Genomic DNA, 13,796 nt, shown 5'->3' on the forward strand with positions numbered 1-13,796 from the left:
CTTAAGGGGATAATATCAGTTTTATCGGTCTTTTACTTTCAAAAATTATATTTTTAACTTATGCCTTTAGTTGAAACATTTTTGAGTTACCCTTTTAATACTAGTTCACTTTATAATAACCTCTGCAAAAAACTGAGTTCTTCGGTTTAATTGCAATTAAAAATGAATTGTAGATATCTGAGGAGGAAATTAATGTGTTTATCCAACATACAAATAATATGATTGATTTGATATTTCCTGATACATAAAACGACATAAAGGCAGGGACTACCGATAATACAATAATGGGCAAGCTCATAAAGACCCAAAATCTCGTTTTGGATAGGATTGCATTTGTATTTAGCCAAAAAAATATTCCACTAAATGTTAAGCTAATATCACCTTTATTACTTATGACCAAAATGTGTAGACATTCGTGAATGATGAAGACAAAGATACCTATTATGATGAGATAAAATATATTAATATGAGTGAAACTTGTTTCAAAGAAATAGGGTATCAGAAAAATGATTATCTGAAGTAGATATACAAACTTCAGATAATGTTTTCGATACCAATTATTCTTAATAAAAGGAGTCCATTCTGCGAAATCCATACTTATCTGTGGCAAATGACGAAACCAAATTATGATATGCGTTCCCCTCCCTCATTTAAACTATTTCATATCTTAAAACATTTAATCCACTAACACTCAACCGTTAGTTTTATATACAAACCTTCGCTCGCCTTCACTTTTACCGTGTGTTCTTCTACTTGAGTTTGAAGTGATTCAATTTTAGGATTATTCGAGTGAGAAAGTGGTGTTTTCATAGATAAATGCATTCGACAAAATCATCCAAATTCCTTTACATATATGATTTTTATAAAGGGGGTTCTCGCATGCACAGCTTGATGCCCTGTTTTTGGTGAAAAGCAAATTCATCAAGAAGCCATCCCAATTGTCGCTTTGATATGGTAAGTGGTACACTTGAATGTAAAAAAGCTCAGAGTTTTAGCTCTAAGCTTTTTTGTAATCATTTCATTATAGCTCCTTTTAAAGAGCTATATTTTTTATCCATTCTGATTTACTTAATAGATAATGATTATATAGTTGGTTTTCTATCGTTTGTTGACTCAGATAAGTAAATCCACATTTTTCAATAACTTTATTTGATGGTACGTTGTTAATTAAAGCAACTGCGTTAAGAACATCTACATTTGTATTTTTGAACAAATAGTCAATCAACCCTTTAGTCGCTTTAGTAGCGTAACCATTATTTTGATACTCGCTTGAAATAGCATACATAATTTCTCTGTTCGGTGAAGGGAGTTCTTCTTTAATGCCTGTACAGCACCATCCAATAAATTCATTTGTATCTTTAATAAATATCCCCAGCTGTAAAGAATGAACCTCTATGTTAGATGTTGTTTTCACGGCATCAAGAAATGCTTGATTTGCTGGTATTTCATCATTGATAATCCAATGAACCCTCTGTTCTTTCGTTGATTTCCAGTCTGGTAAAAACTTTTCTATTTCCGGCTGATTCGATATTTTATAAATACTCTCCGCATCTTGAATGGTAAACTCTTGTAAGTAAATATCACCACAGTCTATTCTAAATAACCTAGTCAAATTTTCTTCTCTCATGTTCCCACCCCTTAATCCCGTATAAAAATCAGTAATTATGGGAACCTCCTAGCTAGAAGGTTCCCATAATCACATTAAAGTGCCTTTATCTGTTTCGTAAGTTCTTTAAATCGTTCGTCAAGTTCGTTATATTCTTTGTCGTTAGAAGTTAAAAAGCTTAATTTACCTAATACTTCTTGTCTCTCTGTTTCTAACGTTAAACGTAGCTCTTCAATATCATCTCTTGTTTTAGTAGGCTCTTCTAACTGCTTTTGTATCGTATTATTTGAAAACACGAGTTTCGTGTTAGTTGTTTTCTCTAGAAAATATCGATCGTGAGAAACTATAACTAATGTTCCATTATACTCAGCCAATGTATTTTCAAGTTGTTCCCTTGAAGGTAAGTCTAGATGATTTGTCGGTTCATCTAAAATAAGTACATCTTTTTCCTCTAAAATATAGGTCATTAGCTTACACTTCACTCGTTCTCCCATGCTCATTTGCTCAATCGGCTCTTTCCATTGAGAAGCCTGGAACCCTAAATGTTTCATTAAATTTTGGACTTTTCCTCTTTCTTCAAATGTCTCTTTAAAAAATAAATCTTCTGGTGTTTTATCAAGTGGTAAATCAAATACTTCTTGTGTTAAATAACCGATGTTTGCTGATGGTGAAATCCATACTTCTCCTTGAACAGTCTCCGTGCCCATAATCATCTTCAGTAATGTTGTTTTCCCGCTTCCGTTTGGTCCAATAATCGCAACCTTCTCACCGTGTTGGATTGTAAAATTAACGTTTTCGAATAATGTTCGTCCATCAAATTCTTTCCTCAATTGTTTCACTTCTAAAAAGCGTTTTCCTACTTTTTTATTCGCTTGAATAGAGAACTCAACTGAATACTCTTCTTTAACACGTTCTACTTTCGTTTTCTCAAGCTCTTTTTCGAGACGTTTCCGTTTCGACTTCACTTGCGCATCCATTCGCTTCGCTTTCACACGATAAAATTCTTTAACGCCTTCTTGTTTTGTAGACTGTGCATGTGCCTTTTGTGACCATGAACTTAATTCGTTTATTTGTGATTCTACTTGTTCTATCTTTTTTTGCTGTTTTTCATATTCACGCTGCTGCGTCATTCTTTTTTGCTCACGTACTTTCATATAACTCGTATAATTACCGCTATGGTCAATTAATTTTTTATCCTCAATTGACCATATTTTTGTTGCGACAACATCTAAAAAATATCGATCATGCGATACGACGATAACTGTACCTCTCATATTTTTTATTTGTTTAATGAGAAATTCCGTACTCGTCTCATCTAAATGATTTGTCGGTTCGTCTAATATTAATAAATTAGGATTTTCGGAAAACCCTTTTGCTAATCGAACTTTCAGCTTTTCACCACCACTTAAAGTAAGAAAATCGTTCGTTGGCACGCCCCATTTCGCAAGAAGTTCTGCTTCTTTTGCAATCACATCATTACTAATAAAGGATTCTGTTTCTTGTTCAACATATGCCGTTGTCACATTCATTTGCTGCCATTCAACAGTACCTTTTGATGGCTCAATCTTCCCATTAATTAATTGAAGTAACGTTGATTTACCAGCACCATTTTTACCAATTAATCCGATAACATCCCCTTGTTTTACTGTAACATTCATTTTCTCTAATAAAGTATTTTCTATTATTTCAACATAAACATCATTTAATTTTAAAAGTTCTTTCATATTACCGATCCCTTTCATTAAGGGAGAACAAAAAAATCCTCCCAAATTAATTTGGCAGGATTAGTCATTAAAATATTTATACCCAAATAAGCTATTAAGCAAAATAAATAGCAATACTATTGTATGGAAATCGGGCAGACTAATCCTATTTTTTATAAATTGAAATTTATTTAATTTCAACATTTAAAAATAAGATTAGTTAATCATCGTCCACCCATCATTCCTTTCCGTCGTTAGTAACCATATTGTACCATAGTAGTACTGTATGAGTAAATGTAATTATATGTGATACTGCTTTAGATTTTACTATCATGTAAACTTCTACGCGCTCCCACTTATATATTTTTTATATAAATCTTCAATAAATTCTATATTATACATATTAAATTTCAGTTCTTATAATGAAGATATCATTTTAAAAGGAGGATACTACAATGGAGTTTAGCAAACTAGGAAACAGTGGATTAACAGTAAGCAAGATTGCATATGGGAACTGGATAAACCATGGTGGAAAAGTAGATGAGGATACTGCAAAGGATTGTGTGAAAGTCGCACTAGATGTCGGAATTACAACGTTCGATACTGCCGATGTTTATTCAGACACTATAGCCGAAGAAGTACTTGGCCGGGCTTTGCAAGGTATACGCCGAGAAAGTATAGAACTATGTACAAAAGTATGCCATCCGACTGGACCCGGAAAAAATGATCGAGGCTTATCACGAAAGCATATTTTAGAAAATTGTAATGCATCTTTACACAGGTTACAGACAGACTACATTGATGTCTATTATGCACATAGATTTGATACAACAACTCCTCTTGAAGAAACGATGTTAGCTTTCTCAGATCTTGTAAGGCAAGGAAAAGTCCATTATATTGGTGTAAGTGAGTGGACATCGGAACAAATTACCCGCGGTGCAGCACTTGCACGAGAATTGAAAATTCCACTCATCGCTAGCCAACCTCAATACTCGATGTTGTGGCGAGTTATCGAAACTGATGTAATACCAACATGTCAACGTGAGGGACTTGGTCAAATTGTATGGTCCCCCCTTGCACAAGGTATTCTCACAGGAAAATATCAACCTGGTAAACCATTACCGACTCAATCACGCGCTAACTCAGATGCTGGTAAACCATTTTTCCAAAAACTCGTGCAGCGTTGGATGAGTGAAGATATACTCACGGCTATCCAGAAACTCAATCCCATCGCGCAAGAAACTAATCTTACCCTATCTCAACTCGCAGTTGCTTGGGTACTACAAAATCCAGCTGTTTCCTCTGCAATTATTGGCGCATCAAATCCGGAGCAAATAAGAGAAAATGCAGTTGCTTCTAGTGTTAAATTACACCCTGAAATAATGGATCAGATTGATAGTGTGCTAAAAGGGTTCATTGAGTACGATCCGAGCAAAACAGGTTGAAACATCAGTGAATTACTTTTTAAAAACCACAAAATACCTTGTAGTCTAACTTTAAAATAAAAATAGAAGTTTCACTTTCCAATTTCTCACTGCCCATCCTATCAAGATGGGCTTTTACTCTTTAAATTCAAATTGTGAAGTCGCATAAACCTCTCTAACAACTGTTAAAAAGTTCTCTAACACGACAGACTTTTCATCTTGTCTCCATCCAACATATAAATTTATTTTCGGTGTATTTTCTTGAATGTCTTTATACATGACACCCGATTTTTTATAACTTTCCACCGATGATGGAACGACAGAAATCCCCATTCCTGCTGCAACTAAATTTACAATCGTTTGCATTTGGATCGCTTCTTGAACAATATTTAAACTTACTCCATGTTCCCAAAAGTAACTAATAATTAAATCATAAAAGTTAGTACCGAAATGACGAGGAAATAAAACAAATGGTTCGTCCACTAGTTCTTTAATAGAAATATTAGGTAACGAAACTAAGGGATGATCTTGATGTAATACCAATTTTAAACGTTCCTCAGAACAAATTTCGGAAGACAATATTTCATTATTCTGCTTAGAACGAATAAATCCAATATGAATTTGTTTTTCATAGAGTGCTTTTATTTGCTGGTCTGTTGTCATCTCGCGTAATATGAGCTGTATTTTAGGAAAACGTTCTCGGAATTTTTTTAATATCTCTATAACGGTTTCTGTAGAATCGACAAAACCAATTATTAAATGTCCTATCTTCCCTTCATCCGCAAGCTGTGTTTCTTTAATGGTTCTATCTACTTGAAGCAACGTTTGCCGTGCACCTTCTAAAAATATTTTCCCAGCATCGGTAAGTTCAACCATTCTTTTTGTTCGATGAAAAAGTTGAACCCCTAATTCTTCTTCTAATTTACGAATTTCTTGGCTTAAAGGAGGTTGTGCCATCATAAGACGTTCTGCTGCACGACTAAAGTTTAATTCTTCTGCCACCGTTATGAAATACCTCATTTTCCGAATATCCATTTCAATCCCCCTATCATTTACAACTAATAAAGCTTTCTATTTTATTATTAAAAAGTGTTTATATATCTAGTATTTCATTTATTCTTATCAGGTTCGTTTTGCTTCTCTTAGGTATATAATATTTCATTCTCTAATTTTATTAAGAGTACAAAACAAGGCTAAAAAACTTATCTCAAAAGTTCTTTAGCCTGAATCACTTTTTACACATTACAAAATTTAATTCGTACAACGGTACCTTTACCAACTTCTGAATGGATCTCTACACTATGTCCTAATTGTTTTGTAATTTCATATACAAGATATAGTCCCATTCCAGTTGATTCTTTAAAATCTCTACCGTTTTCTCCTGTAAAGAAAGGTTTAAACACTCTTGGTAAATCTTGCTTCGGTATCCCTACGCCACTATCGATAATTTCAAGTGCAACTGTATTACCTTCCTTACATGCTTTTACTTTAATCTTTTCTCTACTACCTGATGAATATTTAATCGCATTCGATATAATTTGTCCGATTAAAAATTGTAACCATTTCGCATCACTTTCTACAGTAATACCTTTATCAATTTCAAGTTCTGGATATACAAAATTCCGGATAAAAAAGCGTTTATGTTCATGCACGGAATCATTCACTATTTGATGTAGTTGCACCCTTTCTACATAGAAATCTTGTGTAAATGCTTCTAAACGTGCGACATACAAAGCCATCTCTAACCCTTTTTTCAACCGATCTGTTTCTTCATTAATACTTTCAAAACGCGAATCCACTTCATCCTGTGTAATTAATTCTATTACAGATAAAGGTGTTTTCATTTGATGAATCCACTGATTCATAAAGGTTAAATGATCATTATTTTTTCTCTCTTGTAATTGCAGCTGATTTTGATAATGACGATATTGTGCATCAAGCAAATCTTGAAGTGCAGTAGATAAAACTGCAAAATCAGATTTTTGAACAGATTCATCTAAAGATTGCATCGGATTTGCTAAGCGCTCATAAAAAGAACGATGTGTAAAATAACGAAATAATAAATAACTTACCATAAAAAAAGCACCTAAAAACATTGCATATAATGCTGTTGTAATATGGTTATGCCCATCAAACCAATACACAAGGAATATGGACAGAAGTTGAAATACTGTAAAACAAATAAGTGGTATATGATCACGTATAAACAGTTTTATCATTTTTCCATACCAGTATCCCAAGTAATATGCAGTCTATATCCAACACTACGAATTGTTTCAATCGCTCCTTCAATATGTAACGTTTTTAATTTTTTACGCACCCGTGTTGTATTTACACTTAACGTATTATCATCAACATAGGATTCACTATCCCATAATTTATTTAGTAACACTTCTCTACTCACAACACGCGGATAATTTTTCATTAACGTCTCTAATAAAATGGCTTCGTTTCTCGTAATATCAATCTCTTGATTCATAAGTTTTAATACAAGTCTTTCGGGATATAAACAAAGACCTTGTTGCTCAACCATACGTTCTTCTAGTTTCGGTGCATAATCTCCGTAAGCACGTCTTAAATGACTACGAATTTTCGCCATTACAACTTCATAATGGAAAGGCTTAGGAATAAAATCATCGCCACCATTTTCTAACGCCATAACTTGATCCATCGTGCCTTCACGAGCCGAAATAAATAATATCGGGCATGTAGAAACCGCACGAATTTGACGACACCAATAGTATCCATCAAAACTCGGTAAATTAATATCTAATAAAACTAACTCTGGTTGTTCTTCTAAAAATATGTCTAACACATTTTGAAAATCCGATACAATAATGCCTTGGTAACCGTATTTCGCAACATAAGTTGATAATAGCTCTGCAATTTTCATATCATCTTCTACAATCATAATTTTAACCATTGTTTTACTCCTTTTCGATCCACAATCTCATATACCATTATACAAAATAAATACTACCTCTTTTCATTAAATACGTAAATTAAAAAAGGATGCTTTTATACAAAAGTATCCTTCTTCTATTTTTCTTATTTAATATTAAATTCACTCAAAGTAAATCCAAGTTTCTCCACATAATCCATTCCTAGTTCCATCCGCGCCGTTTTCAGCGGATCCACAACTTGACAAATTTTTAAATTACCTGCTGATAATAAAAGAGTTGCATCAGCTTTAGGCATTTCTAATTCTTCATGTAAAAATGTCACCATATTATGTACAGCACGATTCGCTGCATCATCTAACAATTTCTCTGAAGCAATGGTCATCATTTTTTCTTTTTGGATAGCCATCGGTAGTGGCCATTGCTTTCCTTTTATAATTTGAACTGTTACAGTTACTTCCCCAGCGACTTCTACTCCACTTACACCAATTTCACCGTCACCCATCGCAGCATGTAAATCACCTAACGCTAATAGTGCCCCAGGGACATTGACTGGTAATAGTAATGTTGTTCCTTCTTTTATCTCTTTACAATCCATATTCCCGCCGTGATCATGCGGCGTACCACATGAAATACTGTCTTCTTTAGGGGCCGTGCCAATGACACCAATCATCGGATTAACTGGTATTTGTAGTTCATCCGAAAATATTACATGTTCATTTTGGATTGGAATAATTTTTACTGTATTTTCATTTAGCTCATTACCTATTACACCCAGGTTCGCTCCTGTAGTTAAAACACCCTGCTCTGAAATTTTAATCTTTTCAATCATTACGACTAATATATCACCAGGTTCTGCCTCTTTAATATATACAGGTCCAGTCGCTGGATTAATTCGATTCCAATCTAGTTCTTGAAATACGACATTTTCCGAATCAATTTGATTTTCAAAGCAATCATATGTTTCAAATACAAGACGGCTCCCAATTTCTACTTCAATACATGGATTATTTTCTGGTGACATTGCGTAAATAATATGTTCTTTATGTATACGATGCATAATACCTCTCCTTTTTCGTTTTTTATCTTCCGTATAATAATTAGCTTTTTTCCGTATAAGCTCCTTTTTAAAATTAGTAGTTATTTTCAAGAAAAATGCACTTAGCTCATTTTGAAACATACACTCTTTACTATAACAAGTAAAGAAAGGTGGTATTACAATGCCCCTTATTCCATACAACGAAAGTGACGTTGATTTACTAGCACGTTTAATCCGTGCTGAAGCTGAGGGCGAAGGACGACAAGGTGAACAACTTGTCGGATGTGTTGTAGTAAACCGTGTATTTTGCGATTGCTTAGATTTTAAACAACTCCGTACCGTACCTGATGCTGTATATCAAAGCCCTGGCGGATTCGAAGCGGTTCAATACGGATACTTTTATCAACGTGCCCGTGAATCAGAAAAAGAAATCGCAAGAAAAGTTTTACAAGGTGAATGGCGCTGGCCGGCAAGGTGGGCTCTTTGGTATTTCCGTCCAGTTGGAGCTTGTCCGCCTGAATGGTATAATCAGCCGTTTGCAGGGCAATTTAAAAGCCATTGTTTTTACGAACCACGTGGTGATGAATGTCCAAAAATGTATTCACGATAGCAAAAATTAAGCAACGCAAGTACTTATTCTTTTGAGTACTTGCGTTATTTTTTAATGTACTTTAGAAATCTAATAATATGACGAATTTTCTGGCGCCTACCACATGTATTAATAAAGGTATACGTGGACCACTTGATTGATTCATAATGAGCCTATATATAATGGTAAATAATTGTTTTTGATTTTCTTTCATTATTTTTTTATTTTCATGATGGCAAATCGGATACAATTGTTCCATTAAGTTAGAATAATCTTTATTAGAACGAAGTATTTTACAAACTTCTACTAGCCATTTTTTCTGCCTTTCACCTAATGTGTTATAAAACTCCGTATTTTTCTCTTGATTTACCGCAATTAATTTTTCAGATTGAAAGTTTCTTATCCAATGCTCTGCACGATTACTTATCGCTACCATTTCAGGTAATCCATAACTCCTATCTATTTTCTCTAATATATCTTGTAAAATAGATGAATCAAAATTTAATAACGGTAAAGTTCCTGCTACTTGATTAAACTTTGGATGCTCTTTAAATCGCTTACTTTTCACTCCCTTCATATACTTGGAATACATTTTCACATGAAACATCACATATCTCTTTCTCCCCATAGTTTTATGCTATTTTCGAGTTACATGAGAAGGTCTTCGTTTTTTTGTAGTACATCTTTATTCCAATCAAACAAAAGGTTTACCTCCATTTTTATCGAAATTTATATGTATCTCTAATGAATTGAGGTGAAACAGATTGCACAGAAATATTGAATTAGTCGTAGATGCAAAAGCGAGTTTAGGTGAAAGTCCTTGCTGGGATGAAAAAAGACAAATATTATATTGGGTTGATATTATAGAGAAGAAATTATGCCTCTACAGTCCTACTAGTAATATGAACCGAGTGATTATTCTCGATCAACAAATCGGTTGTGTCGTTCCATATTTAGATGATGTAGTACTTTTAGCTGTAGAAAAAGGCTTTTACTCTCTTAATCTAAATACAGAAAAACTTACACATATTTATGACCCTGAACCAGATTTATTAGAAAACCGCTTTAACGATGGAAAATGCGATCCAGCTGGCCGCTTTTGGGCAGGCACTACAGACTTATATGGTATTAATGCGGCTGGTTCCTTGTATTGTTTAAACAATAATTTCAACGTAGATAAAAAAGTTGCACATGTAAATACATCAAATGGTATAGCTTGGTCCCCTGATCATACATTTCTTTATTTCATTGATACGCCTACTAAAAAAGTTGTTCGTTTTGATTATGACATACATACTGGTGTAATTAGCAATTCAACAGATATTATCATCTTCCCTGAAAATGAAGGTATACCCGATGGTATGACAATTGATGTAGAAGGTTGTTTATGGATTGCACATTGGGGAGGCTCGAAGATTACTAGATGGAATCCCTTTACTGGAAAACAGATTTTAAGTATTCCGATTCCTGCTTTATATGTAACGTCGTGTACATTTGGAGGACCTAACTTGACCGATTTATACATCACAACAGCCCGAACAAGAATGACGGATGCGGAATTAAAACAGTACCCACATGCTGGTGGTATATTTCGAATTCAAACAAATATTAAAGGTTGTCCAACCTATTCATTTCGCCATGAAACTATTGGAGCTGAAACATTATGAACAGAATCGATTACATAAGACACGAAGAGAAAAAGTATCACGATTTTTGCTATGAACAATATAAATTATTTGAAGCGGGATCTTGGCTATATAAACCTGTTAAAACAGTTATGAACATGCTGAACTATTTTGAAGGACAGAAAGACCTACACATACTTGACCTTGGCTCTGGTGTCGGTAGAAACAGTATTCCGATTGCACAAAAAATCATGAATAGTGGCGGCACCGTTACTTGTGTTGATCTACTTGATTCGGCTTTAACGAAGTTACAAGTTTATAGCAAAGAACATGATGTATTTGAATACATAAAAACAGAACAATCAGCACTTGAAGACTACTATATTTCCTCTAATTCTTATAACTACATCATTGCAGTATCAAGTTTAGAGCATGTCAGATCAATAGAAGATTTTAAAAAAGTGCTTCACTCTATGAAAAATGGTACAAAGAGTGGTGGTATCAACTGTTTAATAGTCAACTCTAACATTCAAGAAATTGACTTGGAAACGAATCAAGCATTAGATGCTTTAATTGAAATTAACCTTTCTACGAAAGAAATGATACATACACTAAAAGATGTTTATACCGAATGGCAAGAAGTACAAGTTGAAATAAAAAATTTAACGTATGATATTGTACGAAACGGTACACACATTCAATTAAATACGAATGCGATTACTTTTGTCATGCAAAAATTGTAGTTTATACGAGTGGTGACAATTCTTATTTTTTATAGTCACCACTCATATATTTATGTAACCATCATTCAATTTTAATTACAATTTTCCCTCTAGTATGCTGACTTTCACTCAAAATATGAGCTTCTCTAACTCCTTTTTCATTAAACGGAACAACCTTGCTAATGATTGGTTTAATTTTTTCAGCTTGGATCAAACTAGTTAATTCATCTAATTGCTTCCCACTTGGTTTCAACCATAAAAATCCTGATTTTATGCCCTTTACTTCATGCAGTGGTTCATGAACGATAGAAACTAGAACACCACCAGATTTAATAATTCGAAAACTTTTTTCTTGTACTTCTCCGCCGATTGTATCTAACACAATATCATAATCTGATAGTAACTCTTCAAATTTATCTTTTTTATAATCAATAACAAGGTCAGCCCCTAAACACTTTAAAAACTCTTCATTTTTACTACTTGCAGTTGTTGCGACAAAGGCCCCAAATGATTTTGCGATTTGAATTGCAAAACTCCCTACTCCGCCCGCTCCAGCATGAATTAATACTCGGTCATTTTCTTTTATTTGTGCATAATCAACCAGACTTTGCCAAGCTGTTAGTCCTGCAAGAGGTATAGATGCTGCCTCTTCAAAATTAAGATTATTTGGCATTTGCGCTACTAAATTTGATTTCACTGTAATGTATTCAGAATAAGAACCTTTCCCTGTATTTTCAGGTTTCGTAAACACTTTATCTCCTATTTTAAAATGATTCACATCTTCTCCAACTTCTTCAACTATTCCAGCAACATCTAATCCTAATGTAATTGGAAATGAAAATCGCAACTTTTCTTGTAAGTCTCCCTTTCTTATTTTCCAATCAACAGGATTGACAGATGTTGCGTGTATACGTATTAATACTTCATTACATTTAACAACTGGTTTAGGAACTTGTCTTTCTTGTAATGCTTCAACACTACCATATTGATTAATAACAATTGCTTTCATTTCCTCTCCTCCTTGTTGTTTATTGTAATAACAAACAATTATTTTTCAAAATTTTCCGCCTTGGATGACAATAAATATGTTAGGAGGTGATATTTATGCTACTCTACTAATTAAGCATCATGAGTGCAAAAAACATTTATTTCACTTAAATACAATCTAATTTACGCCTAAGAAACACCCAAAGTTATATTTCTCTTTATTTATTAATGACCTTTAAATGAAACGGAGAGTGTGCTATGAGTGAACAAGTTTTCAAAGTAAACGGTATTGATATATGTACAGAAAGCTTTGGAAATCCTAATAACCCAGCAATATTATTAATTATGGGAGCTACGTGTTCAATGGTTTATTGGGATGAAGAATTTTGTGAAAGGTTGGCTAGCACAGGAAGGTTTGTCATTCGCTATGATAACCGTGATGTTGGGCGTTCTGTTACATATGAGCCTGGGACTTCCAATTACACTGTAGCAGATATGGCTGAAGATGCAATCGGAGTACTCGATGCGTATCATATTGACCAGGCACACCTTTTTGGCATGTCATTAGGAGGTATGATTGCTCAAATTGCTGCAGTAAAACACCCAGAAAGAATTTTGACCTTAACATTACTAGCAACAAGTGTTATTGGATCTGATAACAATACTCGTGATTTGCCTCCAATGGATGAAAGAATTTTGACACATCATGCTAATGGTGCAAATTTAGATTGGACAAATAAAGATGTTATAGCGAAATATTTAGTTACAGGATCACGTCTACTCTGTGGATCAAAGCGTATATTTGATGAAGCAAGAACTTTGAAACAAGTAAAACAAGAAATAGAACGTGCTAACAATTTATTAAGCATGTTTAATCACGCCCTCCTTACAGGTGATGATTCTTATGAAGGTATACTTAAATCATTACTAGTACCTACTTTAGTAATTCATGGTACAGACGATACAGCTCTGCCACTTGAACATGGACTCGCACTTATTGATGAAATTCCGAACTCAAAGCTATTCCCCCTTGAAGGTACAGGACACGAGAATCATCCAGATGACTGGGATAAAATTATTAAAGCAGTTTCAGAACATATATCCCATATAAGATAAGAACAACTATTAGAAGGGGCACAAATTGTTTTGCCCCTTCTATTTATCCCGCATTAACGGGCAGTAAAACTCCCACCTCAAAATT

General features: G+C 34.0%; 13 protein-coding genes and 1 pseudogene. 5 read left to right on the top strand and 9 right to left on the bottom strand.

Going from position 1 to position 13,796, the window contains the following annotated elements; genetic code table 11:
* Window positions 1-100: 100 nt before the first annotated feature.
* From V7038_RS22030 to abc-f, 3 genes are all read right to left on the bottom strand, one after another.
* Window positions 101-595: a DUF3267 domain-containing protein gene (locus tag V7038_RS22030; RefSeq protein ID WP_335695634.1), complete on the bottom strand. Its 495-nt coding sequence runs from the start codon at window positions 593-595 to the stop codon at window positions 101-103.
* Between the two features lie 438 nt (window positions 596-1,033).
* Entirely contained in the window at window positions 1,034-1,627 is a 594-nt protein-coding gene (locus tag V7038_RS22035; RefSeq protein ID WP_002161563.1) for a GNAT family N-acetyltransferase, read from the bottom strand.
* Between the two features lie 74 nt (window positions 1,628-1,701).
* A complete protein-coding gene (gene abc-f, locus V7038_RS22040; protein WP_335695635.1) occupies window positions 1,702-3,330 on the bottom strand; it encodes a ribosomal protection-like ABC-F family protein in 1,629 nt (542 codons plus the stop codon).
* Between the two features lie 434 nt (window positions 3,331-3,764).
* Here abc-f and V7038_RS22045 point away from each other — a divergent pair, with 434 nt between their 5' ends.
* Window positions 3,765-4,754: an aldo/keto reductase family protein gene (locus tag V7038_RS22045; protein WP_335695636.1), complete on the top strand. Its 990-nt coding sequence runs from the start codon at window positions 3,765-3,767 to the stop codon at window positions 4,752-4,754.
* A gap of 114 nt (window positions 4,755-4,868) precedes the next feature.
* On the opposite strand, the gene V7038_RS22050 is transcribed toward V7038_RS22045, so the two are convergent.
* From V7038_RS22050 to V7038_RS22065, 4 genes are all read right to left on the bottom strand, one after another.
* Entirely contained in the window at window positions 4,869-5,768 is a 900-nt protein-coding gene (locus V7038_RS22050) for a LysR substrate-binding domain-containing protein (protein ID WP_335695637.1), read from the bottom strand.
* Between the two features lie 200 nt (window positions 5,769-5,968).
* A complete protein-coding gene (locus V7038_RS22055; RefSeq protein ID WP_199659646.1) occupies window positions 5,969-6,952 on the bottom strand; it encodes a sensor histidine kinase in 984 nt (327 codons plus the stop codon).
* Entirely contained in the window at window positions 6,949-7,656 is a 708-nt protein-coding gene (locus V7038_RS22060; RefSeq protein ID WP_002200292.1) for a response regulator transcription factor, read from the bottom strand. Before V7038_RS22060 ends, V7038_RS22055 begins: the two co-directional genes overlap by 4 nt.
* Window positions 7,657-7,781: 125 nt before the next feature.
* Window positions 7,782-8,693 (bottom strand): acetamidase/formamidase family protein, encoded by a 912-nt coding sequence (locus V7038_RS22065; RefSeq protein ID WP_199659511.1) that lies wholly within the window; start codon window positions 8,691-8,693, stop codon window positions 7,782-7,784.
* Between the two features lie 160 nt (window positions 8,694-8,853).
* Between V7038_RS22065 and V7038_RS22070 the strand changes: the two genes are divergently transcribed.
* Window positions 8,854-9,282, top strand: a complete 429-nt coding sequence (locus tag V7038_RS22070) for a cell wall hydrolase (RefSeq protein ID WP_002119861.1) — start codon at window positions 8,854-8,856, stop codon at window positions 9,280-9,282.
* A 61-nt stretch (window positions 9,283-9,343) separates the two neighbouring features.
* Here the strand turns inward: V7038_RS22070 and V7038_RS22075 are convergent.
* Window positions 9,344-9,811 (bottom strand): annotated as a pseudogene (locus V7038_RS22075) (lysine--tRNA ligase); the annotation flags it as partial.
* 214 nt (window positions 9,812-10,025) lie between these two features.
* On the opposite strand from V7038_RS22075, the gene V7038_RS22080 reads away from it, so the two are divergent.
* Both V7038_RS22080 and V7038_RS22085 read left to right on the top strand, forming a co-directional pair.
* Window positions 10,026-10,928: an SMP-30/gluconolactonase/LRE family protein gene (locus tag V7038_RS22080; RefSeq protein WP_070139380.1), complete on the top strand. Its 903-nt coding sequence runs from the start codon at window positions 10,026-10,028 to the stop codon at window positions 10,926-10,928.
* Window positions 10,925-11,629 carry a class I SAM-dependent methyltransferase gene (locus V7038_RS22085; protein ID WP_002110233.1) on the top strand — a complete coding sequence of 235 codons (705 nt, stop codon included), beginning with the start codon at window positions 10,925-10,927 and terminating at the stop codon, window positions 11,627-11,629. The genes V7038_RS22080 and V7038_RS22085 overlap by 4 nt, the downstream gene beginning before the upstream one ends.
* Before the next feature lie 61 nt (window positions 11,630-11,690).
* On the opposite strand, the gene V7038_RS22090 is transcribed toward V7038_RS22085, so the two are convergent.
* Window positions 11,691-12,617, bottom strand: a complete 927-nt coding sequence (locus V7038_RS22090; RefSeq protein ID WP_335695638.1) for an NADP-dependent oxidoreductase — start codon at window positions 12,615-12,617, stop codon at window positions 11,691-11,693.
* Window positions 12,618-12,853: 236 nt separating this feature from the next.
* Here V7038_RS22090 and V7038_RS22095 point away from each other — a divergent pair, with 236 nt between their 5' ends.
* Window positions 12,854-13,711, top strand: a complete 858-nt coding sequence (locus V7038_RS22095) for an alpha/beta fold hydrolase (RefSeq protein WP_335695639.1) — start codon at window positions 12,854-12,856, stop codon at window positions 13,709-13,711.
* Window positions 13,712-13,796: the final 85 nt, after the last annotated feature.

Source organism: Bacillus sp. JJ783, assembly GCF_036963225.1.
GTDB classification, from domain to species: Bacteria; Bacillota; Bacilli; order Bacillales; family Bacillaceae_G; genus Bacillus_A; species Bacillus_A cereus_U.

Bases quoted from the DNA above. Each gene is read 5' to 3' on its own strand.
- V7038_RS22030 (WP_335695634.1), bottom strand. From the start codon at position 595: ATGGATTTCGCAGAATGGACTCCTTTTATTAAGAATAATTGGTATCGA.
- abc-f (WP_335695635.1), bottom strand. From the start codon at position 3,330: ATGAAAGAACTTTTAAAATTAAATGATGTTTATGTTGAAATAATAGAA.
- V7038_RS22060 (WP_002200292.1), bottom strand. From the start codon at position 7,656: ATGGTTAAAATTATGATTGTAGAAGATGATATGAAAATTGCAGAGCTA.
- V7038_RS22050 (WP_335695637.1), bottom strand. From the start codon at position 5,768: ATGGATATTCGGAAAATGAGGTATTTCATAACGGTGGCAGAAGAATTA.
- V7038_RS22055 (WP_199659646.1), bottom strand. From the start codon at position 6,952: ATGATAAAACTGTTTATACGTGATCATATACCACTTATTTGTTTTACA.
- V7038_RS22065 (WP_199659511.1), bottom strand. From the start codon at position 8,693: ATGCATCGTATACATAAAGAACATATTATTTACGCAATGTCACCAGAA.
- V7038_RS22090 (WP_335695638.1), bottom strand. From the start codon at position 12,617: ATGAAAGCAATTGTTATTAATCAATATGGTAGTGTTGAAGCATTACAA.
- V7038_RS22035 (WP_002161563.1), bottom strand. From the start codon at position 1,627: ATGAGAGAAGAAAATTTGACTAGGTTATTTAGAATAGACTGTGGTGAT.
- V7038_RS22095 (WP_335695639.1), top strand. From the start codon at position 12,854: ATGAGTGAACAAGTTTTCAAAGTAAACGGTATTGATATATGTACAGAA.
- V7038_RS22085 (WP_002110233.1), top strand. From the start codon at position 10,925: ATGAACAGAATCGATTACATAAGACACGAAGAGAAAAAGTATCACGAT.
- V7038_RS22045 (WP_335695636.1), top strand. From the start codon at position 3,765: ATGGAGTTTAGCAAACTAGGAAACAGTGGATTAACAGTAAGCAAGATT.
- V7038_RS22070 (WP_002119861.1), top strand. From the start codon at position 8,854: ATGCCCCTTATTCCATACAACGAAAGTGACGTTGATTTACTAGCACGT.